We start from the raw sequence: 20,875 nt of genomic DNA, 5'->3' as shown, positions 1-20,875 counted from the left end.
GCGGGCGGGACAAGCGTTGCGTCAGCCCGGCAGCGCGATGGCGGAGAGCTGGTGGCCGATCGGGCCGCCGCCCTCGAGCGTGCGGCGGCGATGGGAGAAGAAGCTCTCCTCCTCGGCCAGGGTGTCGTTCGGCAGGGCGGCCGCGGTCCCGACCCCGGCGGCGCGCAGGCGCGCGACGATCAGTCCGGCCATGTCGAACTGCCAGCGGTCCTCCCGCGCTCCCGGAGCGAGGAAGCGCTCGCCCTGCGGATCGGCCTCCAGCAGGGCGGCGCGGAGGTCGGGGCCGACCTCGTAGCTCGGCTGGCGGATGCAGGGGCCGAGGACGGAGGCGATCCGGTCCCGCCGGGCGCCGAGGCGCTCCATGGCCGCGATCGTGGATTCCAGCACCCCGGCGATGGCGCCGCGCCAGCCCGCGTGGCAGCCGCCCACCACCCCGGCGTCCCGGTCCGCGAAGAGGACCGGGCCGCAATCGGCGGTCACGATGCCCAGCGTCACCCCAGGGCGGTTCGTGACGAGGCCGTCGGCCTTCGGCCCCTGGCCCGGGGGGATGGGAGCCTCGACGGTGACGACGTCCACGCCGTGCACCTGGTGCAGGCCAGAGAGGGAGGCGGGGTCGAGGTCCAGCGCGCGCATGGCGCGGGCGCGGTTCTCCCGCGCGGCGGCCGGATCGTCATGGCCGGACAGGGAGCAGTTGAGGCTTGCGAAGCGCCCCGCGGAGACGCCGCCGCGGCGGGTGAAGAAGCCGTGCGGAAGGCCGTGCAGGGCCTCGGCGGCCAGGAATTGAGCGGTCATTCGGTCTCGAAGCCGGGCGGGGTGGGAAGCTCGGGATGGGAGAGGCAGAGCGCCTTGAACAGGCGGCCCATGGCCTCCGACGCGGTCAGCCGGGCCGCGGCCTCCAGGTGGCGCCGGCCGCGGCCGGGCAGGTCGTTCGCCGCGAGGGCGGCGGCGCGGCTGTGCAGGCCGAGGCGGCCGAGGAAGACTCCCTGGGGGACAGGGCCGTAAGCCGCGGCGCCGGCCGCGCGCGCGGCGGCGGCGAGGGCGGCGAAGTCCACATGGGCGGTCAGGTCGGCATGGCCCGGCTCGGCCAGCGGGTCGGCCGGCGCATGGGCGCGCAGGGCCTGGAGGCTGTCGCCGGGCGCGCTCTCGGCCGGGCCGTAATCGAGGAAGAGCGCCGCGCCGCCGCTCCGCGCGATCCGTGCGGCCAGGGCGGCGACGAGGGCGCGGGCGGGCTCGTTCACCTCGCGGACCTCGCCCTCCTCCGCGGTTCCAGGCAGCGCCGGGGCGTTCTCGGCCGGGCGCTCGGCGAAGGCGCCGTTCTCCACCCAGCGCTCGGCCCAGGTGTCGCCGCGGCGCACGAACTGGCGGATCGGCAGGGCGTCCAGGAACTCGTTGCCGAGAAGGATCAGAGGCCCCTCCGGAAGGGTCACGGCGCTGTCGTGCCAAGTGCCGCCCATCAGGCGGGGGCGCTGGATCGCGCGGAGCGTCGGGGAGGTCTCGATGAGATGGAGGCGGGCGGCGCGGATGAAGTCCGGCATCACCTCCCGCGCGGCGCGCAGGGCGTCGGCCATGAGGGTGCCGCGGCCGGGCCCGGCCTCGGCGAGGAGGACAGGGTCCGGGCGGCCCATCTGGACCCAGGTCACGGCCGCCCAGAGGCCGAGGCACTCGCCGAAGGCCTGGGTGATCTCGGGGGCGGTGATGAAGTCCCGTCCCAGTGGGTCCCGGTCCGCGTAGTAGGCCGCGTTGGCGCGGGCCATGAAGCGGTCCAGGCGCTCGGGCGCATGGCGCGGCGGGGCGGGCGAGAGGCCGAGGATGTCGGCTGGCGTGGGGGCAGCCGGTGTCGGCGGCGTGGCCCCGGGCGCCGCGGCGGGCGCGATCGGGCTCCCGGCCTGTGCCGCGGCGGTCGGGGCCTCCCCGTCAGGCGCCGGGGCGAGTTCGGCGGCGGACGGCGGCGAGGAAGCGTCCCCTGGATGCCCGATGCCCCCCGATCCCGTCGCGGGGAGAGGTGCATCGGCAGCCGGACCAAGGGCCAGTTCCGCGGCGGAACTGGGCGGAGGGTCCTCCGACCGGTGGGTCGCTGGGGACGCGGCCTTCTCGGCCACGGAGTGGGCCGCATCGACGTGCGGTGTGTCCGCACCCCTGGGTTCTTCTGCCGGCACGGGGGTGGCGCGCAGGCTCCCCTCCGGGTCCGCCGCCAGTGCGGCGGCGGAGGGAAGCTGAGAATTGCCGATCGCCGGTGCCGGGTCCGTCTGCAGCTGACCGGCGGCTTGCAGCTCCGCAGCGGAGTGCGGGACCCCGCCCGGATGGGCGGGGGGGCCGGACGGCACGGGCGTCGCCGGCTCGCGCTCCGGCCCGGTCACGCCGCCGGAACCTCGACGCGCCGGCTGCGCAGCATCAGCCACGCCCCCGCCAGGATCATCGGCACAGACAGGAGCTGCCCCATCGTCGCACCGGCGAAGAGAAAGCCGAGATGCGCGTCCGGCTGGCGGAAGAGCTCGCCGATGATGCGGGCGACGCCGTAGCCCGCCAGGAAGGCGCCGGCGGTGAAGCCGGGGCGGGCGCGCAGGGACGGCGTGCGGACGATCCATTGCAGGATGACGAAGAGAACCACGCCCTCCAGCGCGAACTGGTAGAGCTGGGAGGGGTGGCGCGGCTCCGGCCCGGCGGCGGGGAAGATCACGGCCCAGGGCACGTCGGTGGTCCGGCCCCAGAGCTCCTGGTTCACGAAGTTCGCGAGGCGGCCGAGGCCGAGGCCGATCGGCACGACGCTGGTGACCCGGTCCGAGAAGAGCAGGAAGGGCAGCCGGTACCGGCGCGCGAAGAGGGCGAGGGCGACGATGACACCGACCGCCCCGCCATGGAAGGACATGCCGCCGTGCCAGAGGTAGAGGGCCTCCCACGGCGCGGTCCAGAGGATGTCGGGGCGGTAAAAGAGGACGTAGCCGAGCCGCCCGCCGAGGACGACGCCGAGCGTCGCCCAGGTGACGAAATCGTCCATCTGCTCCGGCGTGCAGGCGGCGGGGGCCCGGGTGGCCAGGCGGCGCGCGACCTGCCAGCCGATGACGATGCCAGCGATGTAGGCGAGCGCGTACCACCGGATCTGGAAGGGTCCGATGGCGACCGCCACCGGGTCGAAGGCGGGGAAGAGGATGGCGGGGATCATCGGGGGCCGTCCCTAGACCAGGATGGGGCGGGATCAAAGCTGAGGGGATCCCGGCGGGGGGCCAGGCTCCCGCGCGGCATTACGGGATTTTCATGACCAGCGCGCCGCCGGGCTGCTAGGTCCGGGGCGATAGCGGCGCGCCGCCCGGGGGATGCCGGCCGCCGCGGGCGGGATGGCCCCGCGCGTGGACTGGGGGAAGAGCCATGGATATCGGCGTGCCGCTGAAGGACCTCGGCGCCATCGACGTGGATGGGCTGCTGGGGCGGATCGCGGACCTGACGGAGGACGACTGGACGGGGAACACCTTCCGCCAGGACGTGCTGGCGTCCGGCGCCCATGCGGTGACGGACAACATCGTGATGAAGACGGAGTGGCACCCCTCCGCCAGCAGCACGGGGCTCCAGCATTTCGAGGATCTGGTCTTCGTCTGGGCGAAGGAACGGGGGCTGAGCCCCGACCCCTACATGCCCATCGCGCGAGAGGACACGGACGTCTGGCCGGTCTACACCATGCCGGACTGGGACCGGTTCAAGGACATCCTGGGCCCGGTGGTGGAGCAGGCCATCGCGCCGCTGCGGACACCCCGCGGCGTGGTGACGCGCCTAGCGCTGGTGCGGCTGCGCGGCGGCGGACACATTGCGCCGCATATCGACGGGCAGGTGATGGCGACGCGGGCGCACCGGCTGCACGTCTCGCTCTCCTCCACTCCGACGGTCGAGTACAAGATCGACGGGCGGAAGTTCGCGATGCAGAAGGGGCACGTGTACGACTTCAACAACCGCGTGCGGCATTCCGTGAAGAACAAGGGGAAGCAGCACCGGATCAACCTGTTCGTGGACTACTACCCCAACCCCGGGCCGGTGATCCGCAATCCCATGGACATCTCGGTGCCGCTGAGCGGGCGCAGGACGCCGGTCATCAACTGATCCGCCGCCCCGCAGGGACGGCGCCCTTCCGATCAGGACCGGGATCCACATCATGGCGAGCACGCTGTTCGATCCGGCGCAGTTCCGGATCCCTGCCGGGGTAACTCATGTCTGCGCCGGCGGGGAGACGGCGTTCCTGCTGCGGCACGACCGGGCTTTCGCGCGCTACGCGATCGACAAGAGCGCCGGTCCTGCCGGCCGCGTCGCGCAGGAGGCGGTGGTGGAGCGCGCGCGGGACCTCTCCGCCCGGCTCTTCGGAGTCCCGCGGGAGAGCATCGGATTCGTCTCCTCCGTGGCCGAGGGCATGTCGCTCCTCGTCGAGAGCCTGGACTGGCGCGACGGCGACAATGTCCTCCTGGATGCCTCGGAGTACCCGTCCGTGGTCGCGCCGCTGAGCCTGGGCCTGCCACCCGGCGTCGAGATCCGCTTCGCGCCGATGCACGATCCCGGGGCCGTGGCGGCGCGGGTGCACGGGCGCACGCGGATGCTGGCCGTGAGCCATGTCTCCTACCTGCATGGCCGGCGCTACGATCTGGCGGCCTTGCGGAAGGTCGCGGATTCCGTCGGGGCCATGCTCGTCGTCGATCACACGCAGGCCGCGGGCTACCTGCCGCTGGCAGCGGGAGAGGCGGACTTCGCCTTCTCGGCCTGCTATAAGTGGCTGCTCGGGATGACCGGGACGGCCATCGCCTATTGGAACCGGGATCGCCAGCCGGACTGGCAGCCGCGAACCGCTGGCTGGTACTCGATCAGCGGTTCAGCCCGTCCGGAATACGGGGGCAGGCCGACGCTGAAGCCCGACGCGATGCGGTTCACGCGGGGCAACCCGTCCCATCCGTCCCTCTACGTGCTGGTCGAGGCGCTGGAATACCTTGCGGCCTTCGAGGCGCGGGATATCCAGTCCCACGTCCAGCGGCTGACCACGGCCTTGCTGGAGCACTTCGCGGCCTCCGGCATCCCCGTGACGACGCCCGCCGATCCCGTGCGGCACGGCGCCAGCGTCTGCGTGGCGACGCCCCAGGCGGACCTCATCGTGGGAGCGCTGGAGGAAGAGGCCGGGATCTATGCGTGGGGTGGGCGCGGGCGCGTCCGCTTCAGCTTTCACGGCTACAATTCGATCGACGAAGTCGGTGTCGTAGCAAGGGCCATGCACGCCGTGTGGCCCCGGCTTGGCCATCACGGGTCGGAACCCGACCGGGGTCAGGCCTCTTGGTTCGCCTCCAGCCAGCGGACGTAGGAGGCGACGCCGGCCTCCAGCTCGGTCGGGGGATGGGCGAAGCCGGCGGTGCGCAGGCGGTCCATCCGGGCTTCCGTGAAGTACTGGTACTTGCCGCGCAGGTCATCCGGCATTGAGACATAGCGGATGTCGGGCGGCTGCTGGCGCGCGGCGTAGATCGCGCGGGCCAGGTCCGCGAAGGAACGGGCACGGCCGCTGCCGACGTTGAACAGGCCCGACACCTCCGGATGGTCCAGCAGGAAGAGCATCGCGTTCACGCAGTCGTCCACGTGGACAAAGTCGCGGAGCTGCCCGCCATCGGCATAGTCCGGGTGATCGGAGGCGAAGAGAGTGGCGGGCTCGCCAGCGGCGATCTGGCGCCACTTGTGCAGCACGACGCTCGCCATGCGGCCCTTATGCGCCTCGTGCGGGCCGTAGACGTTGAAGAACTTCAGCCCCGCCCACTGCGGCGGCGCGGTGCCGTTCAGCGCGAGTATTTGCGCGATGCGGCGGTCCGTCGCGTGCTTCGACCAGCCATAGAGGTTCAGCGGACGCAGGCGGGAGAGCGCGTGCGGGTCGGCGTTGTCGTCGAAGCCCTGGTCCCCGCTGCCATAGGTGGCGGCCGAGGAGGCGTAGATCAGCCGCGTCTCGTTCCGCGCGCACCAGTCCCATAGGGACAGGGTGAGATTCAGGTTGCTGTCGGCGACCAGGTCACCATCCGTCACCGTCGTCGCGCTGACCGCGCCGAGATGGATGATCGCCTGCAGCTTCGGCGCCCCGTCGAGCCAGCGCGGCAGGTCGGCAGGCGGGACGATGCCGGCGATGACGCTACCCCGGAGGTTGCGCCACTTCGGGCCGTCGCGCAGGCGGTCGGACACCATCACCTCCTCCCCCCGGGCGGAGAGGGCGGCGACGAGGTTCGAGCCGATGAAGCCGGCACCGCCGGTGATAAGGAACATGGAGACGCCTGCGATCGGGGGCCGGCCGAGGGCAGGGCCGGGCGGCGGGGGTATAGGGCGGAATGGGGCGGGCCGGAAATCCGGGGGTGGGGCTCCCCCCGGGACCCCGGCGGGACCATGTTCGGCGGGAACGAACGGAGGCGGCGATGCGCGAGGGCGATCAGGGCGGTGGGACGGGCAGCGGCTTCGGCGGCGGCTTCGGGGGCCGCGGCAAGTTCTTCGATGACCTGGCCGGCATGGCGGGCGGCGCCTTTTCGGTCCTGTCCGGGGCGCGGGCGGAGATCGAGGCAGCGGTGAAGGCGCAGACCGAGGCGGTGATCGCCCGGCTGGAGCTGGTCCGGCGCGAGGAGCTGGACGCCGCGCTGGAGGTGGCCCGTCGCGCCCGCGAGGAGAGCGAGGCGCTCGCCCTTCGCGTCGCGGCGCTGGAGGCGCGCCTGGCGGCCATGCCGATCCCCATGCCCGCGGCGCCGGAGTTCAGTACCGCGGCCGGCGAGGGCGCCGGGAATGCCGGGACCACCGGCGGGGAAGGCGCGCCCTAGTCCCGTCTCCGATGCGGCGCCGGGCGGCGCTGCGCGGCGCCGCCCTGCTGCCCCTTGTGCTGCTCGCGCCGAGGGCGCGGGGCGAGGCACCGGCGCGTGTGGCGGAGGACGAGGGCGGCAGCTGCTTCGCGGGGCGGGAGACCGTCGCCTTCGGCCGCGCGATGATCACGCTGGGCATCGAGACGGCGAAGTACGGGATCGGCGTTCTGCTGATCCTGCTCGGGCTGATTGTGCTGGCGCTCGGCTACGGTTTTCTCCTCCTGGATGCCCTCTTTTGCCGGCGCTGAGGGGCGGGCCGATCACGTTCCAGAGGCCTGACGAGTCGCGGCCGGCGCCGGATTGTTGCGCCGCATCCTTCGGGGTTGTCGGCGCGTTCGGCATGGCAGTATCAACCTATGGGGGCTGGGCCGCACGAGTCGCCCAAGACTCGGTGGGTCTCCTCCCCGAACAGGAGGTGCAGCGATGTCCACCACCCTCGTTGTCGAAGGGAGCCGGGCCGCCAATCCCCTGGACGTCGTGGAGCAGATCGTCTCCTCCAACGACTGGATCTTCGACCGCCGATCGGACGGGGAGATCGCCGCGGAGGCGCCGGGCAAGTGGTGCGACTACGGGCTGCACTTCTCCTGGTCCACCGAGATCAGCGCGATGCACTTCACCTGCGCCTTCGACATGAAGGTGCCGCCCGAGGCGCGCGGCAAGCTCTTCGAGCTGCTGGCGCTGGCCAACGAGAAGCTCTGGATCGGCCATTTCGGGATTGAGGGGGAGGAGGGGATCCCCGTCTTCCGCCACGCCGTCCTGCTGCGCGGCGCGCGCGCCGCGAGCGTGGAGAGCCTGGAGGACATGGTGGACATCGCGATGACGGAGTGCGAGCGCTTCTTCCCCGCCTTCCAGTTCGTGCTCTGGGGCGGCAAGCGGCCTGAGGAGGCGATCGCCGCCGCGATGCTCGACTGCGCGGGCGAGGCGTGACGGGGCGCGCGCATGACCGGTGATCCGCTGCCGCCCGTCCTGCTCGTCGGGTGCGGCAAGATGGGGGGTGCGCTGCTGAAGGGCTGGCTGGCCCACGGCATCCTCCGCGCCGTCGTGGTCGAGCCGGCGACGGTGGCCACGAAGGAGTTCGCGGGACGCGCGGAGGTGGTGCCGGATGCCGAGCGCCTCCCCGCCGACTTCACGCCCGCCGCCGTCATCCTCGCGATCAAGCCGCAGGAGATGGCGAACGTCCTGCCCGCCTATGCGCGCTTCGCCAAGAACGCGGTTTTCGTCTCCATCATGGCGGGCCGGACGATCTCCGTGATGGACGCGCTGCTCGGGGGCGCCTCGGTGGTGCGGGCCATGCCCAACACGCCGGCGGCAATCGGGCAGGGCTTCACCGTGGCCGTCGCGGGGCGCGCCGTCTCGGCGGACCAGAAGGCGCTGGCGGACCGGCTGCTCGCCGCGACCGGAGAGGTCGCGTGGGTGGAGGGGGAAAGCCTGCTCGATCCCGTCACCGCCGTGTCGGGCGGCGGGCCGGCCTATGTGTTCCTGCTCGCGGAGTTGCTCGAGAAGGCGGCGGTGGACCAGGGCGTGCCGCAGGACCTGGCCCGCCGCATGGCCCGCGCCACGGTCGCCGGATCGGGCGCGCTGCTCGCGGCGAGTCCGGAGGACGCCGGCGCTCTGCGGCAGGCCGTGACCTCGCCGAAGGGCACGACCGAGCGGGCCCTCGCGGTGCTGATGGACAAGGAGGCCTGGCCGAAGCTGGTGCCCGAGGCGATCGACGCCGCCACCCATCGCAGCCGGGAGCTCGCGAGCTAGCCCGGCCTAGGCGATCACCTCGTCGGCCTCGTCCATGAGGCCGGCGGGGATTTGGAGCCCCAGCGCGGCCAGAGCGCGGCGGTTGACCAGGTTCCGAAGCTGGATCTTCCGGTCCACGGGAATGCTCCCGACCGGCGTGCCGCGCAGGATGCGGGCCCCCATCTCCACGGCGGCCGGCCAGATGCGGCCGAAATCCGGCGTGTAGCAGGCGACGCCGCCGCCCCGCACGATGGAGGAGACGAAGGATACGGCCGCGAGCCGGTGTCGCAGCGCCCATTCGCCGATCCGCGCGCCGTTGACGTTGAACAGCTCGTGCGGGCCGACGACGAAGCCGCGCAGGCCGTCGGCGCGCATTCGGGCAATGGCGGGCTCGATCTCCGGAAGCGCGAGGGTCTGGTAGACGACAGCCTCCAGGTGGAAGAGGCGGGCCGCGTCCTGCAGCGCGCGAAGCTGGGCCGGCGCGGGGCCGTAATTCGGGTTGTAGAGGAAGCCGACGCGGGAGAGGTCGGGGATCGCCTCCTTCAGGAAGCGGAGTTGCAGGAGCTGGCCGTCCACCGGCACGGTCACGCCGGTCAGGTTGCCGCCGACCTGCGCGAAGCGGTCCACGATCCCGCTCTCCACCGGCTCGGCGGACCAGAAGACGACGGGAGTGCGGGTGGCCTCGGTGGCGTGGCGCGCAGCTTTCGCGGCGGTCGTCATCATCGCGACGATGAGGTCCGCGGGCCAGGCGACGAGCTCCGCGGCGAAGCGCTCGGTGGCCGCGGCATCGCGGCGGCCGGATCGCTCGAGGAAGACGGTGTTCTCGCCCTCCCGGAAGCCGCGGGCGGCAAATTCGCGCTTGATGAGTGCCATTAGCTCGGCCTGCTCGGCATAGGTGAACAGGCCGATGCGGTGGGTGCGTCCCTCCTGCGCGGTCGCGCAGAACGGGGCCAGCGCGGCCCCGGCCAGGAGGGACAGGCGTGCCCGTGCGGAGATCATTCCCTCATCCTTCCGTGGCGCCGCGAGGCGACCGCGCTTCGTTTAGGCCGTTAAGCTGACCTTATGCAGCGTGCTGGTGCCGGGTCAACGAGGCGAACGGCTTGGCGCCGGACCGAACATGCGCCGCGCTGCGCCAGGGCCGCACGCCGGGGACGTGGTTGATCCGGCCGCGCGCCGGGCCATGTCTGGCGGGATGGATCACGGTTCGGCCACCCCCTCCCCTGCCCTGCTCGATGCGCTGTGGCGCGTGGTGGAGCGGCACGGCTGGCACGGCACCACCTTCGCGCGCATCGCGGCCGAGAGCGGTGAGACGCTGGAGTCGCTGCGCGGACACTACGCGACGCCGGTGGACCTGCTGCGTGCGCATGCGCGCGTGGTGGACCAGGCGGTGCTGGCGGGGACGGTGCCGGGACAGGCGGGCTTCGGCACCGCGCGGGACCGGATCTTCGACCTGCTCATGCGCCGCTTCGATGCGCTGGCGCCGCACCGTGCGGGCATCCTGCGGCTGCAGCGCGACCTGATGACCGATCCGGTGTCGGCGCTGCTGCTCTCGCCCATCCTCATGGCCTCCATGGCCTGGACGCTGGAGGGCGCGGATGTCCCGACCGGGGGGATCACCGGGCTGCTGCGCGTGAAGGGTCTGACGGCGGTCTGGCTCTCGGCGTCCCGCACCTGGGCCTCGGACGAGAGCACGGACCTCGGCGCCACGATGGCGGCGCTCGACCGGGCGCTGGACCAGGCGGAGAAGGTCGCGCGCACGCTGCGGCTGGATGGACACACCACCGAGCCCGGTCTGGGGACGGGCGGCACGCCGGTGGCCGGCGCGGATGCGGTGCCCCCCGACGTGGTGGAGGAGCCGGCGCCCCCCGACGCCGGGATCGGACCGGATGTGCCGGGCCAGGGCGGAACCGTGGCAGGGACCGAGGCGCCCTCCGCGCCGGTGCCGCCCGCGGGACCGACTCCGCCGGCGGCGCTCGGGCCCGAGGCGCCGGGTGAGGGACCGGGACACCTGTCCGGGCGGGATAAGGGCCCGGGCGACGAGCCGCTCGGCTAGGCGGCAGGGAATGAGGTCGGCGCGGCGCAACTCTTGCGTGTCGCCACGATGAAATTCGCGGCTCCTGGCCGGAAACCGGCGGGCGGGGGCTAGCGTCCGGGAAGGTCGTCCCGCCATTCGGCGCAGCGGGACGGCCACTCACACCGCGCCGCGACCCGTGACGGAGGAATGCCCATGTCCGATCGCTCCCCTTTCCCGCCGGAGATGGACCCGATGCGCATGCTGTCCGAGATGCGGCTGCCGGTGCTGGACCTGGAATCGCTGGCGGCCGCCCAGCGGCGCAACCTGGAGGCACTGTCCGCCGCCAACCGCGTGGCGCTGGAAGGCGCGCAGGCCGTGGCCAAGCGCCACATGGAGATCCTGCAGCAGTCCATGTCCGAGATGACGGAGGCCGTGCGCGGCGTCTCCGCCGGCGGCGACCCGCAGAGCCAGGCGGCGAAGCAGGCCGACCTGCTGAAGTCCACCTATGAGCGCGCCGTGTCCAACATGAAGGAACTGGCCGACCTCATCCAGAAGTCGAACGCCGAGGCGCTGACGGTGCTGAACCGACGCTTCGCCGAGGCGATGGACGAGGTGCGGACGATGGTGGCGAAGAAGGGCTGAGGGCCCTCAGCCCTTCTCGTCCGGGCGGGCCGCGGGCGGGTCCAGCCGCGCGCCCTCCAGCAGGGCCGCGCGGCGCGCGGCCTCGGCGGCATCGCGAATCTTCTCGGCGCGGGTGCGGCCGTGGGCCGCGCGGTTCGCGGAGGCCTGTGCCTCCGCCTCGCGCCGCGCCTTCTCCCGCCGGGCGCGCCTCAGGTTGACGATCTCGGCCATGGCGTCAGATTAGGTCCGGATTCCGGCCGGGAAAATCCCATGAAGATCGAGCTGACCGCCTCGGACGGGCACCGCCTCTCCGCCTGGCGCACTGGGCCGGAGACGGCGTCCCGCGGGCTGGTCGTGGTGCAGGAGATCTTCGGGGTGAACCCGCATATGCGGCGGCTGTCGGACCATCTCGGCAGCCTCGGCTGGGCGGTGGTGACGCCGGCGCTGTTCGATCGCGTGGAGCGCGACGTGGAGCTTGGCTACCAGTCCGATGACGTGGCGCGGGGACGGGACCTGCGCGCGAAGGTGCCGGAGGACGGCATCATGCTCGACGTGGAGGCGGCGGCCGCCGCCCTGCCGGCCGGCGCCGCGCGGGGGATCATCGGCTATTGCTGGGGCGGCACCGTCGCCTGGTGGGGCGCGACGCGGTCCCGATCGTTCCGGGCGGCCGTCGGGTATTACGGCGGCGGCATCGCCGGAACCCGGACGGAGACGCCGAACTGCCCGGTGCAACTCCATTTCGGGGAGAAGGATGCGGGCATCCCGCTCTCCGACGTCGAGCTGATCGGGCAGGCGCAGCCGGACGTCGAGATCTTCGTCTACCCCGGGTCCGGCCATGGGTTCGCCTGCGAGGACCGCGGCAGCTACAATCCCGAGGCGACGATGCTGGCCGAGTCCCGCGCCGTCGCCTTCCTGGAGAAGCATGTCGGCTGAGGAGGGCGCCCCGTGATCGTACCGATCATCAACATCGTCATCATGCTCGGGCTGCTGGTGCTGCTGCCCTATGTCTGGCCGCAGGGCTTCTCGGAGCCGCCGCTGATCGTCATCGGGCTGCTGGCGGTCGCGGCGATCATGGTCATCGTGGCCGGCCACCGCCGCCGCAAGCGCGGCTGGGGCACGGACGCCTCCACCTGAACCGGTGAGTGCGGGAGGGAGGAGCGATCCCCTCCCCGGCCCCTCGGATCAGGCGGCGCGCAGCACGCGGCCGGCGACGGCGTCCAGCTTCGTCATCAGTGCGGGATCGCGCTTCTCCGGCGCGGTGACGATCGCGGCGTCCAGGGCGCGATCGCAACCGGCGGGGCAAGGTCCCCGCGCGGCGCCGAGGCCGGGAACCACCGCCCGGACCAGCGCCTTCGCCTTGTCGGCGTTCGCGAGCAGGACCTTGATGACCGCGTCCACCGTGACGTGGTCGTGGTCGGGGTGCCAGCAGTCGTAATCCGTGACCATGGCGACGGTCGCGTAGCAGAGCTCCGCCTCCCTCGCGAGCTTCGCCTCCGGCATGTTCGTCATGCCGATCACGTCGCATCCCCAGGACCGGTACAGCTCGCTCTCCGCCTTGGTGGAGAATTGCGGGCCCTCCATCACGAGGTATGTGCCACCCCGTTTGTGTTTCAGGCCGATCTCCCGCGCGGCCGTTTCCAACGCGTCGCCGAGGCGGGGGCAGAGCGGGTGGGCCATGGAGACGTGCGCGACGCAGCCCGTCTCGAAGAAGCTTTTCTTGCGGGCGAAGGTGCGGTCCACGAACTGGTCGGCGATGACGAAGGTGCCGGGCGGCAGGTCGCCGTTCAGGGAGCCGACGGCGGAGAGGGAGAGCACGTCCGTGCAGCCAGCGCGCTTCAGCACGTCGATGTTGGCGCGGTAGTTCAGCTCGCTCGGCGGGATGCGATGGCCGCGGCCGTGGCGCGGGAGGAAGACGCAGGACACGCCGGAGAGGGTGCCGAAGAGCAGCTCGTCCGAGGGCTCGCCCCAGGGCGACTCCACCCGGCGCCACTGCCGGTTCTCCAGCCCCTCGATGTCGTAGAGGCCGGAGCCGCCGATGAGGCCGATAATGGGGGTGATCTGGTCGGGCATGCCGGGTCTCCGGAGACGTCGGCCGCTTCTGACCACGGGCCGCCGCCCGGCGCCAGCCCTCAGGGCGGCGGCACGACGGGCGGGTAATCCATCCCGGCCAGCGCGCGCTCCGCGCGTCGCCAGAGCGGCGGGATGCGCGGCAGAAATTTCAGCGCGGTGGCCCGGAGCGCGCGGGTCAGGAGCGTCTTGCCGAGCACCATGCCCGTCGCGGTGTCGGTGAAGCGGACGACGCGGGACGCAATGGCCCGGCGCCGCGACGCCCATTCCGCGACGGCCGCGTCGCCGCCCGGCAGCGCGAGGGCGAGAGACGCGGCGTCCTGCATGCCGAGGTTCATCCCCTGCCCACCCACCGGCGAGTGGATGTGGGCAGCGTCGCCTGCGATCACCGCGCGCCCTTCGAGGAAGCGGTCGGCCAGGCGATGGCTGACGCGGAAGGCGCTCCACCAGGTCGGGTCGAAGAAGCGCATGCCCGGGCGCTGGAACACGGAGAGGTCGCCTTCTGGCACGGCCGTACCCTCCGGGAGAACCGCGATGGCGCGCCAGAGGCCACCCGGAAGGGGGAAGAGGAACACCGGGCGCCCGTTGCCCGGGTAAAGCTGGAGGTGAGCGGCCCTGAGCCCTTCCGCGTGACCGTCGGCGAGGACGAACTGCTCGTCGTAGCGGCCACCGGGGAAGCCGATCCCGGCGGCCTTGCGGACGGCGCTGTGCGCGCCGTCGCAGCCGACGACCCGGTCGAAGCGGACCTCCTCGGCCGCTCCATCCGGGTGAAGCAGCCGGACGATGCCGGTCGCCGGATCCAGGGCGGTGAGCGACACGCCGCGCTCGACGGGCGGCACACCCGCTTCGGAAAGCACCCTGGCCAGCAGGCGCTCGGTCCGGTCCTGCGGCAGGATCACGATGGAGGGGTAGCGCGGGTGCACGGCGTGGGAGAGGCACAAGGTCCGCTCCGAATTGCCGAGGTGAACGACGCCGCCCTCGGGCCGCAGCGCCGCCTGCAGGATGGGGGCGACGGCGCCGAGGCGGTCCAGCGTCTCCAGCGTCCGGGCCTGGATGGCGAGGGCGCGGGATTGCCGCGCGGCCTCGGCCGCCGCGTCCACGTGGCGGAAGGAAAGCCCCTGACGGTGCAGCGCCAGGGCGAGGGTCAGCCCCACCGGGCCGGCGCCCACGACGAGAACGGTCATGTCCCCTCCCCCATCGCAGCGGTGGGACGATGGCCGGGGCACGGGCCCGTGGGCAAGCCCGGACAGCGAAAGGGCCGCCCCTTCCGGGACGGCCCTCGACGCGTCGGCGCTCAGGCGGGGGTCAGCCGACCGCCTGATGGAGGTTCGCCCAGACCTTCTTCTTCACGGCATAGACGAGGCCACCGAGGATGAGGAGGAAGAGGATCATCCGCACCCCCATGGCGCGGCGCTGCTCCAGTTCCGGCTCCGCGGCCCAGGCGAGGAAGGTGGAGACGTCCGTGGCCATCTGGTCGACGGTGGCACGGGTGCCGTCCGTGTACTCGACCTGCCCTTCCGAGTTCAGGGGCGGGGCCATGGCGATCTGGTGGCCGGGGAAATAGCGGTTGTAGTGCATCCCCTCGTTCACCGTGACGCCGGCCGGCGGGTCCTCGTAGCCGGTCAGCAGGGCGCGGAGGTAGTCGGCCCCGCCCTCCCGCGCCTTCGCCATCACCGACAGGTCGGGCGGCAGCGCGCCGTTGTTCGCGGCGCGGGCGGCGGCGTCATTGGCGAAGGGACGGCGGAAGCGGTCGGAGGCACGGCCCGGCCGCTCGAACATCTGGCCTTCGTCGTTCGGGCCGTCCTGGATCTGCACCTGGGACGCGAGCGCCGCCACGTCATTCGCCGAGAGGCCGAGGCCGCGGAGATGGCGGTAGGAGAGCTGCCGCATGGAGTGGCAGGTCGCGCACACCCGGGAATAGACGAGGTAGCCGCGCTGGGCGCTCGCCCGGTCGAAGGTGCCGAAGATCCCGTCAAAGGAGAACTCGTGGTTCGGGATCGCGGGCGAGGCGTGCTCGTCCGCGGCCTGCCCCGCGACCGGCGCGAGCAGGGCGGCGGCGACGGCCGCGACCCGCAGAAGGGAGAGGCCGCGCATCACGCCTTCTCCATCGGATTGGCGGTGGCGCCGGCGGGGAGCGGCCCGCCGCCCGGGGAGCGCGGCAGCACCGCGCGGCTGATGCTCTCGGGCAGGGGAAGCGGCCTTTCCAGCTTGGACAGCAACGGCAGGATCACCAGGAAGTAGGCGAAGTAGTAGGCGGTGCAGACCCGAGCGATCGCGATGTAGGGCGGCTCCGCCGGCTTGCCGCCGACCCAGAGCAGCACGAGGAAGTTGATGGTGAAGAGGTAGAAGGCCCACTTCGCGATGGGACGGAAGCGCATGGACCGGACGGGCGAGCTGTCCAGCCATGGCAGGAAGAAGAGGACGATCAGCGCCCCGCCCATCATCGCCACGCCGCCGAGCTTGTTCGGGACGGCGCGCAGGATGGCGTAGAAGGGCAGGAAGTACCATTCCGGCACGATGTGGGCCGGGGTCACCAGCGGGTTGGCCGGGATATAGTTGTCCGGATGGCCGAGGAAGTTCGGCATGAAGAACACTAGGATCGCGAAGACGAGGAGGTAGGCGACGATCCCGACGCTGTCCTTGATCGTGTAATAGGGGTGGAAGGGAATCGTGTCCTGCGGTCCCTTCGGCTCGATGCCCAGCGGGTTGTTGCTGCCCGTGATGTGCAGGGCGGCGACATGCAGGAAGACCACGCCCGTGATGACGAAGGGCAGGAGGAAGTGGAGGGAGAAGAAGCGGTTCAGCGTGGGATTGTCCACGGAGAAGCCGCCCCAGAGCCAGGTCACGATGCTCTCACCGACCAGGGGGATGGCGGAGAAGAGGTTCGTGATGACGGTGGCGCCCCAGAAGGACATCTGCCCCCAGGGCAGGACGTAGCCCAGGAACGCGGTGGCCATCATCAGGATGAAGAGCACGACGCCGATCATGAAGAGCAGCTCGCGCGGCGTCTTGTAGGAGCCGTAGTTCAGGTTCCGCCAGATGTGGATGTAGACCACGATGAAGAACATGCTGGCGCCGTTGGCGTGCGTGTAGCGCAGCAGCCAGCCGTAGTTCACGTCGCGCATGATGCGCTCGACGGAATCGAAGGCCAGCGAGGTGTGGGCGGCATACTGCATGGACAGGACGACGCCGGTGACGATCATGATCATCAGCGTGACCATGGCGAGGCCGCCGAAGGTCCAGAGGTAGTTGAAGTTCCGCGGCGTCGGGAAGGTCCCGTACTCCCGCTGGACCATCGAGATGACCGGCAGGCGCTGGTCGATCCAGCGCAGGACGGGGTTCTTGACGTCTGATTCGTGCAGGCCTTCGGCCATGGTCCGTCCTCTCAGCCGACCCGGACGCGGGTGTCGGAGGTGAAGTTGTACTCGGGGATGGCGAGGTTGGCGGGCGCCGGGCCGCGCCGGATCCGGCCGGAGGTGTCGTAGTGGCTGCCATGGCAGGGGCAGAACCAGCCGCCGTAGTCGCCACGGGCGTCGGTCGGCTTCTGGCCCAGGGGCACGCAGCCGAGATGGGTGCAAACGCCGAGGACGATGAGCCACTGGTCCTTGCCCGGCTTGATCCGGGACTGGTCGGTGGCGGGGTCGCGCAGGTCGGAGAGCGGGACGGCGCGCGCCTCCTGGATCTCCTGGGCGGTGCGGCGCCGCACGAAGACCGGGCGGCCGCGCCACATCACGGTGATCGCCTGGCCCTCGGCGATGGAGCCCAGCTCCACGTCGGTGCTGGCCAGCGCGAGCACGTCCTGGCTCGGGTTCATGGAGTGCACGAAGGGCCAGGCCACCACGGCCACGCCGACGGCGGCGAAGGACCCGGCCGCGAGCTTCAGGAAGTCGCGCCGCGGCGCGCCCTCCTCATGCTCCACCCCGACCGGGTCGGCCGTGCGCGGGCCGGGTTCCGAGGGGCTCGTCTTCGGCGGGTTAGCCAGCACGTCGGCCATGCGATCGGTCGTCCTGTTCTCCGGCGCCTCCCGGCAGGGGGCGGGCCGTTGTGTCGCGCCCTCGCGACGGACCTGGGGGCCCTGGGGGAACCGCCCACCCCCGCGCGGGGTTGCCGTCCGGGCAAGGTGCCGGGCCGGTGTTTCGGCCATATAAAGGTGCGGAACGTGGGGTGGCAACGGCGCCCCGCCGCATTGCAACAGCGTCATGGCGCAGGCCGGCTTGACCGGGATCAAGGACCGGGGCCACGGGCCTGCATAGAGGGCCGGAACGCCGCGCGCGGAGCGGGCCGAGGAGAGCAAGATGACCGAACCCGTGGCGCTGGCGCCCGACCATCCCGGGCGGCACGCCCTGGCCGGACCGGCGAGGGCTTGGTTCGAAGGGCTGCGCGACCGCCTCTGCGCGGCGTTCGAAGCGATCGAGGACAGCCTCGAATCGGGGCCGCAGGCCGGACTGGCGCCGGGCCGCTTCGTTCGCACCGCCTGGAACCGGCCGGAGGGCGGGGGCGGGGTGATGTCCGTCATGCGGGGCCGGGTGTTCGAGAAGGTGGGGGTGAACGTTTCCACCGTATGGGGTGAGTTCTCTCCGGAGTTCCGCAAGAGCATCGCCGGGGCGGAGGAGGACCCGCGCTTCCTGGCCACCGGTGTGTCTCTGGTGGCGCATATGCGGTCACCCCGGGTGCCGGCCGCCCACATGAACACCCGCTTCATCACCACACGCCGGGCCTGGTTCGGCGGCGGGGGCGACCTGACTCCGATGGTGCCGGACGCCCCGGAGGCGATCGAGGACGCGGCCGGCTTCCACGCCGCCTTCCGCGCGGCCTGCGACGCGCACGACCCGGCGTATTACCCCCGGTTCAAGGCGTGGTGCGACGAGTACTTCTTCCTCCCCCACCGCCAGGAACCGCGCGGGCTGGGCGGCATCTTCTACGACTGGCTCGGCCGGGACGAGCCGGACGAATCCCGCCTGCCCGACCACTTCGCCTTCACCCGGGACGTGGGAGAGGCGTTCCTTCAGGCCTATCCCGCGATCGTGCGGCGGCGGATGCACGAGGCCTGGACGGAGGCGGAGCGGGAGCACCAACTGGTCCGCCGCGGGCGCTACGTGGAGTTCAACCTCATCCATGACCGCGGGACGCTCTTCGGGCTCAAGACCGGCGGCAACGTGGAGGCGATCCTCATGTCCATGCCGCCGGAGGTGCGCTGGCCCTGACCCTGGGCACGGATGCCCCTGCCCCGGCGTCGTGATTCAGGGCTGTGTCACGGCCACGGCGAGGTCGGGACCGAGCGGAAGGGTCACCGAGAGCCAACCATTGCCCTCAACGGTCGCGTCCAGCCGTCCGGCCTCCCTGCCCACCCGCGTGTCCCAGAGCGTGACGCGGCGCGGGCCGAGGGCGAGGCCGGGAATGCGGAGCGTGACGGGGCCCGCGCGCGAATCATCCACCCGTCCATCAGCGCGCAGCGGGGCGCGGCGAAGCAGCCAGCCGACCGCCTGATCGGCGTCGCCGCAGGCGAAGAGGGCGACCTCCGGGTCGTCCACCTCCGCCTCCTCGTTCAGGTTGCGACGGTGGAAGCGGCCCCAGGCGACCAGCGGCAGGAAGTCCGACATGGCCCGCTGGGCCCGGCGCATCCCCGGCGTGAGCTGGTGCGGGTTGCGGTTCGGCCACCGCATCCCGCCCCCTGCCCCGCCCGAGGCCAGATGGGCCCACGAGATGTGCCGGAAATACTCGTCGTCGAAGGCCTCGGGCAGGGAGCGGTGCTTGTCCTTGAACTTGTGGATCGGCCCGTGTTCCGAGTCGAAGAAGGGCCGCTGATCCGTGATGTGGGACAGCGCCTCCCGCGTCAGCCGGCCAAAGGAGATCGCGGCGGCGACGGTGTCGCGCGGGTCGTCGATCGTCCCGTGCTCGTAGAAATGGCTGCTGGCGAAATCGAGCGCGGGGTGACGAAAGATTGAATCGACGGCCGCGGGGTGCGTGATCAGCTCCGGCCCGAAGATCGAGACGCATTGCGGGTGCGACCGGCCGTGAAGCCGCGTCTCCAGCGCGCGGAGATGCGCGCTCACATCGGCGATGAACGGCGCGAAGAGCGCCGGATCGCCCCCGGCATGGGCGGGGTGGATCTCGTTCCAGAGGTCCCAGGCGAAGAGCACGCCGGAACCGCCCCAGCGCTCCGTGGCGAAGGCCAGGCGGGCCTTGATCACCTCCCGCGTGTCGGGACAGGTCAGGAAGACGCCGGGGTGCTCGCAGGGCCCGCCATTGGCCCGGTTGTAGGGGTGGTGACGCCAGTGCACCCAGGTGAAGAAGGTGTCGAAGGGTGTCAGCAGCACGCGCAGCCCGACCGACTCGCAGAGGCGGAACAGGTCGTCCCACAGCGTGACCATGGCCGGTACGAACTGGCCCGCCGGGCGCTCGATGTAGCGGTGGCGCCCCTGAGCGTACTCCATCATCAGGCGCAGCACCGTCACGCCGTGGTCGGCCAGGTGGCGCAGGTGCCGCTCGATGGCGGGCAGGTCGCGGCGGCGGAAGAGGCCGGTGAATTCAGGCCAGGCGATGGCGTCGTTCTGGCCGATGGGGGTCCAGGGCGCGCCGTCCTCGGTCACGAAGTAGGGGGCGCCGGGGGCGCGCTGTATCCAGGGCAGGGGCAAGCGGGGACGCGATTCCAGTCGGGGAAACGCTCCATGTGACAGGCCACACCCTCTTGTCGAGAGGGATGCGGCCGTGCGCCGACCGTTGCGTGGGGACCGAGCGGCAGAGCGCGATTCAGGCCACGCTTGCAGGCTGATAAGACGCCTCGAGCTGAAGCGGCTCACCGGTTTCGATCAGCGTCTTGAGGCGCGACAGGGTCTCCGGCCAGCCGGCTGTCACGCCCCTGGACGTAGCGGTCTCTCCGTCGAAACCGTCGTGGATGAGGGTCAGGCGGCACGCCTGCGGCCCAGCCGGCGCGATCTCCCAGGTCACGCGTGACGGGCGGTCGGCCGCCACGTCGGGCGACCAACGGGCGTGAAAGCTCATGACCAACCGTGCGGGCGGCGTCAGTTCCAGCAACTCGCCCACGATCACGGGACGGTCGCCCATCAGGAATTCGATGCGCCCGCCCACTCGCCAATCCGTGCGGGAGGTCATGTTGAAGTGCTGGTACAGCGGCGTTCGCGCATCATCCGTCAGCACGTCCCACACCTGCTGCGGCGTGGCGCGGATGAAGAGCTCGTAGACATGGCGGGGTGCGGGCTGGTGCAAGCGGTCGCTCCTCTCTTCGAAGTGGTTCCGGATGTCGGCCATGGTGCGCAGGAAGGGCGCGGCGAAGCGGCTGATCCAGCGATCCGCGACAAGCTGGATCGGCGCCGGGTTCAGGTAGTGAAGCTTCTCCCGCCCTTGTCGGCGGGTGGTGATGAGAGCGGCTTCCTCGAGCACACGCAGGTGCTTCATCACCCCGAAACGGGTCATCGGCGTCGTCAGGTGGCGTTCGAGATCCACGAGCGTGCGACCGTCGCGCTCGAACAGGAGGTCCAGAAGCGCGCGCCGCGCCGGGTGCGACAAGGCCTCGAACACCGCGTCCATACGATCCTGATAGGTGACCGCAAGGTCACATGTCAACCTCGCCCATCGGTTTCCATCC

The 20,875-nt window shown here is 71.6% G+C and carries 24 protein-coding genes; 11 read left to right on the top strand and 13 right to left on the bottom strand.

Features of this window, described 5'->3' with window-relative positions:
- Positions 1-21: 21 nt before the first annotated feature.
- From pgeF to lgt, 3 genes are all read right to left on the bottom strand, one after another.
- A complete protein-coding gene (gene pgeF / locus ACP6CK_RS27835; protein WP_426956588.1) occupies positions 22-792 on the bottom strand; it encodes a peptidoglycan editing factor PgeF in 771 nt (256 codons plus the stop codon).
- Positions 789-1,754, bottom strand: coding sequence for a class I SAM-dependent methyltransferase (locus ACP6CK_RS27830; RefSeq protein ID WP_426959993.1), 966 nt, complete (start codon positions 1,752-1,754; stop codon positions 789-791). The genes pgeF and ACP6CK_RS27830 overlap by 4 nt, the downstream gene beginning before the upstream one ends.
- 599 nt (positions 1,755-2,353) lie before the next feature.
- The gene (gene lgt / locus ACP6CK_RS27825; RefSeq protein WP_426956587.1) at positions 2,354-3,160 is read right to left on the bottom strand and encodes a prolipoprotein diacylglyceryl transferase; all 807 of its coding nucleotides are present in this window, start codon (positions 3,158-3,160) and stop codon (positions 2,354-2,356) included.
- 203 nt (positions 3,161-3,363) lie between these two features.
- Between lgt and ACP6CK_RS27820 the strand changes: the two genes are divergently transcribed.
- On the top strand, positions 3,364-4,086 hold the full coding sequence (locus ACP6CK_RS27820) for an aspartyl/asparaginyl beta-hydroxylase domain-containing protein (protein ID WP_426956586.1): 723 nt from the start codon (positions 3,364-3,366) through the stop codon (positions 4,084-4,086).
- 52 nt (positions 4,087-4,138) lie between these two features.
- Positions 4,139-5,323, top strand: coding sequence for an aminotransferase class V-fold PLP-dependent enzyme (locus tag ACP6CK_RS27815; RefSeq protein ID WP_426956585.1), 1,185 nt, complete (start codon positions 4,139-4,141; stop codon positions 5,321-5,323).
- Here the strand turns inward: ACP6CK_RS27815 and rfaD are convergent.
- Positions 5,287-6,261, bottom strand: a complete 975-nt coding sequence (gene rfaD / locus ACP6CK_RS27810; RefSeq protein WP_426956584.1) for an ADP-glyceromanno-heptose 6-epimerase — start codon at positions 6,259-6,261, stop codon at positions 5,287-5,289. The genes ACP6CK_RS27815 and rfaD overlap by 37 nt on opposite strands.
- 146 nt (positions 6,262-6,407) lie before the next feature.
- On the opposite strand from rfaD, the gene ACP6CK_RS27805 reads away from it, so the two are divergent.
- From ACP6CK_RS27805 to proC, 4 genes are all read left to right on the top strand, one after another.
- Positions 6,408-6,800, top strand: coding sequence for an accessory factor UbiK family protein (locus tag ACP6CK_RS27805; protein WP_426956583.1), 393 nt, complete (start codon positions 6,408-6,410; stop codon positions 6,798-6,800).
- Positions 6,801-6,811: 11 nt separating this feature from the next.
- Positions 6,812-7,087 carry a hypothetical protein gene (locus ACP6CK_RS27800; RefSeq protein WP_426956582.1) on the top strand — a complete coding sequence of 92 codons (276 nt, stop codon included), beginning with the start codon at positions 6,812-6,814 and terminating at the stop codon, positions 7,085-7,087.
- A gap of 175 nt (positions 7,088-7,262) precedes the next feature.
- Positions 7,263-7,766 carry a YbjN domain-containing protein gene (locus ACP6CK_RS27795; protein WP_426956581.1) on the top strand — a complete coding sequence of 168 codons (504 nt, stop codon included), beginning with the start codon at positions 7,263-7,265 and terminating at the stop codon, positions 7,764-7,766.
- Between the two features lie 12 nt (positions 7,767-7,778).
- On the top strand, positions 7,779-8,588 hold the full coding sequence (proC, locus tag ACP6CK_RS27790; protein ID WP_426956580.1) for a pyrroline-5-carboxylate reductase: 810 nt from the start codon (positions 7,779-7,781) through the stop codon (positions 8,586-8,588).
- A 6-nt stretch (positions 8,589-8,594) separates the two neighbouring features.
- Here proC and ACP6CK_RS27785 read toward each other — a convergent pair whose 3' ends face one another.
- Positions 8,595-9,566 carry an ABC transporter substrate-binding protein gene (locus tag ACP6CK_RS27785; protein WP_426956579.1) on the bottom strand — a complete coding sequence of 324 codons (972 nt, stop codon included), beginning with the start codon at positions 9,564-9,566 and terminating at the stop codon, positions 8,595-8,597.
- Positions 9,567-9,684: 118 nt separating this feature from the next.
- Here ACP6CK_RS27785 and ACP6CK_RS27780 point away from each other — a divergent pair, with 118 nt between their 5' ends.
- Both ACP6CK_RS27780 and ACP6CK_RS27775 read left to right on the top strand, forming a co-directional pair.
- Positions 9,685-10,620, top strand: coding sequence for a hypothetical protein (locus ACP6CK_RS27780; protein WP_426956578.1), 936 nt, complete (start codon positions 9,685-9,687; stop codon positions 10,618-10,620).
- Positions 10,621-10,794: 174 nt separating this feature from the next.
- On the top strand, positions 10,795-11,223 hold the full coding sequence (locus ACP6CK_RS27775) for a phasin family protein (RefSeq protein WP_426956577.1): 429 nt from the start codon (positions 10,795-10,797) through the stop codon (positions 11,221-11,223).
- A 6-nt stretch (positions 11,224-11,229) separates the two neighbouring features.
- Here the strand turns inward: ACP6CK_RS27775 and ACP6CK_RS27770 are convergent, their stop codons facing one another.
- Positions 11,230-11,433: a DUF4169 family protein gene (locus ACP6CK_RS27770; RefSeq protein ID WP_426956576.1), complete on the bottom strand. Its 204-nt coding sequence runs from the start codon at positions 11,431-11,433 to the stop codon at positions 11,230-11,232.
- A 39-nt stretch (positions 11,434-11,472) separates the two neighbouring features.
- Here ACP6CK_RS27770 and ACP6CK_RS27765 point away from each other — a divergent pair, with 39 nt between their 5' ends.
- Both ACP6CK_RS27765 and ACP6CK_RS27760 read left to right on the top strand, forming a co-directional pair.
- Entirely contained in the window at positions 11,473-12,135 is a 663-nt protein-coding gene (locus tag ACP6CK_RS27765; protein ID WP_426956575.1) for a dienelactone hydrolase family protein, read from the top strand.
- Positions 12,136-12,147: 12 nt separating this feature from the next.
- The gene (locus tag ACP6CK_RS27760; protein ID WP_426956574.1) at positions 12,148-12,336 is read left to right on the top strand and encodes a hypothetical protein; all 189 of its coding nucleotides are present in this window, start codon (positions 12,148-12,150) and stop codon (positions 12,334-12,336) included.
- A 48-nt stretch (positions 12,337-12,384) separates the two neighbouring features.
- Here the strand turns inward: ACP6CK_RS27760 and ACP6CK_RS27755 are convergent, their stop codons facing one another.
- From ACP6CK_RS27755 to petA, 5 genes are all read right to left on the bottom strand, one after another.
- The gene (locus tag ACP6CK_RS27755) at positions 12,385-13,272 is read right to left on the bottom strand and encodes an S-methyl-5'-thioadenosine phosphorylase (RefSeq protein WP_426956573.1); all 888 of its coding nucleotides are present in this window, start codon (positions 13,270-13,272) and stop codon (positions 12,385-12,387) included.
- A gap of 59 nt (positions 13,273-13,331) precedes the next feature.
- Complete coding sequence (locus tag ACP6CK_RS27750) at positions 13,332-14,453, bottom strand: FAD-dependent oxidoreductase (protein WP_426956572.1); 1,122 nt, start codon at positions 14,451-14,453, stop codon at positions 13,332-13,334.
- Between the two features lie 121 nt (positions 14,454-14,574).
- Positions 14,575-15,363, bottom strand: coding sequence for a cytochrome c1 (locus ACP6CK_RS27745; RefSeq protein WP_426956571.1), 789 nt, complete (start codon positions 15,361-15,363; stop codon positions 14,575-14,577).
- Positions 15,363-16,643 carry a cytochrome b gene (locus tag ACP6CK_RS27740; protein ID WP_426956570.1) on the bottom strand — a complete coding sequence of 427 codons (1,281 nt, stop codon included), beginning with the start codon at positions 16,641-16,643 and terminating at the stop codon, positions 15,363-15,365. The genes ACP6CK_RS27745 and ACP6CK_RS27740 overlap by 1 nt, the downstream gene beginning before the upstream one ends.
- An 11-nt stretch (positions 16,644-16,654) precedes the next feature.
- A complete protein-coding gene (gene petA, locus ACP6CK_RS27735) occupies positions 16,655-17,263 on the bottom strand; it encodes a ubiquinol-cytochrome c reductase iron-sulfur subunit (RefSeq protein ID WP_426956569.1) in 609 nt (202 codons plus the stop codon).
- 301 nt (positions 17,264-17,564) lie between these two features.
- Between petA and hemF the strand changes: the two genes are divergently transcribed.
- A complete protein-coding gene (hemF, locus tag ACP6CK_RS27730) occupies positions 17,565-18,473 on the top strand; it encodes an oxygen-dependent coproporphyrinogen oxidase (RefSeq protein WP_426956568.1) in 909 nt (302 codons plus the stop codon).
- A gap of 36 nt (positions 18,474-18,509) precedes the next feature.
- On the opposite strand, the gene ACP6CK_RS27725 is transcribed toward hemF, so the two are convergent.
- Together ACP6CK_RS27725 and ACP6CK_RS27720 are read right to left on the bottom strand one after the other, a co-directional pair.
- Positions 18,510-19,904: a hypothetical protein gene (locus ACP6CK_RS27725; protein ID WP_426956567.1), complete on the bottom strand. Its 1,395-nt coding sequence runs from the start codon at positions 19,902-19,904 to the stop codon at positions 18,510-18,512.
- Positions 19,905-20,019: 115 nt separating this feature from the next.
- Positions 20,020-20,817, bottom strand: coding sequence for an ArsR/SmtB family transcription factor (locus ACP6CK_RS27720; protein WP_426956566.1), 798 nt, complete (start codon positions 20,815-20,817; stop codon positions 20,020-20,022).
- Positions 20,818-20,875: the final 58 nt, after the last annotated feature.

The sequence above is a fragment of the Muricoccus radiodurans genome, assembly GCF_050154705.1.
Taxonomy (GTDB): domain Bacteria; phylum Pseudomonadota; class Alphaproteobacteria; order Acetobacterales; family Acetobacteraceae; genus Roseomonas; species Roseomonas radiodurans.
Note: the sequence above shows the minus strand (reverse complement) of the source record. Positions and strands in the feature narration are given on the sequence as shown.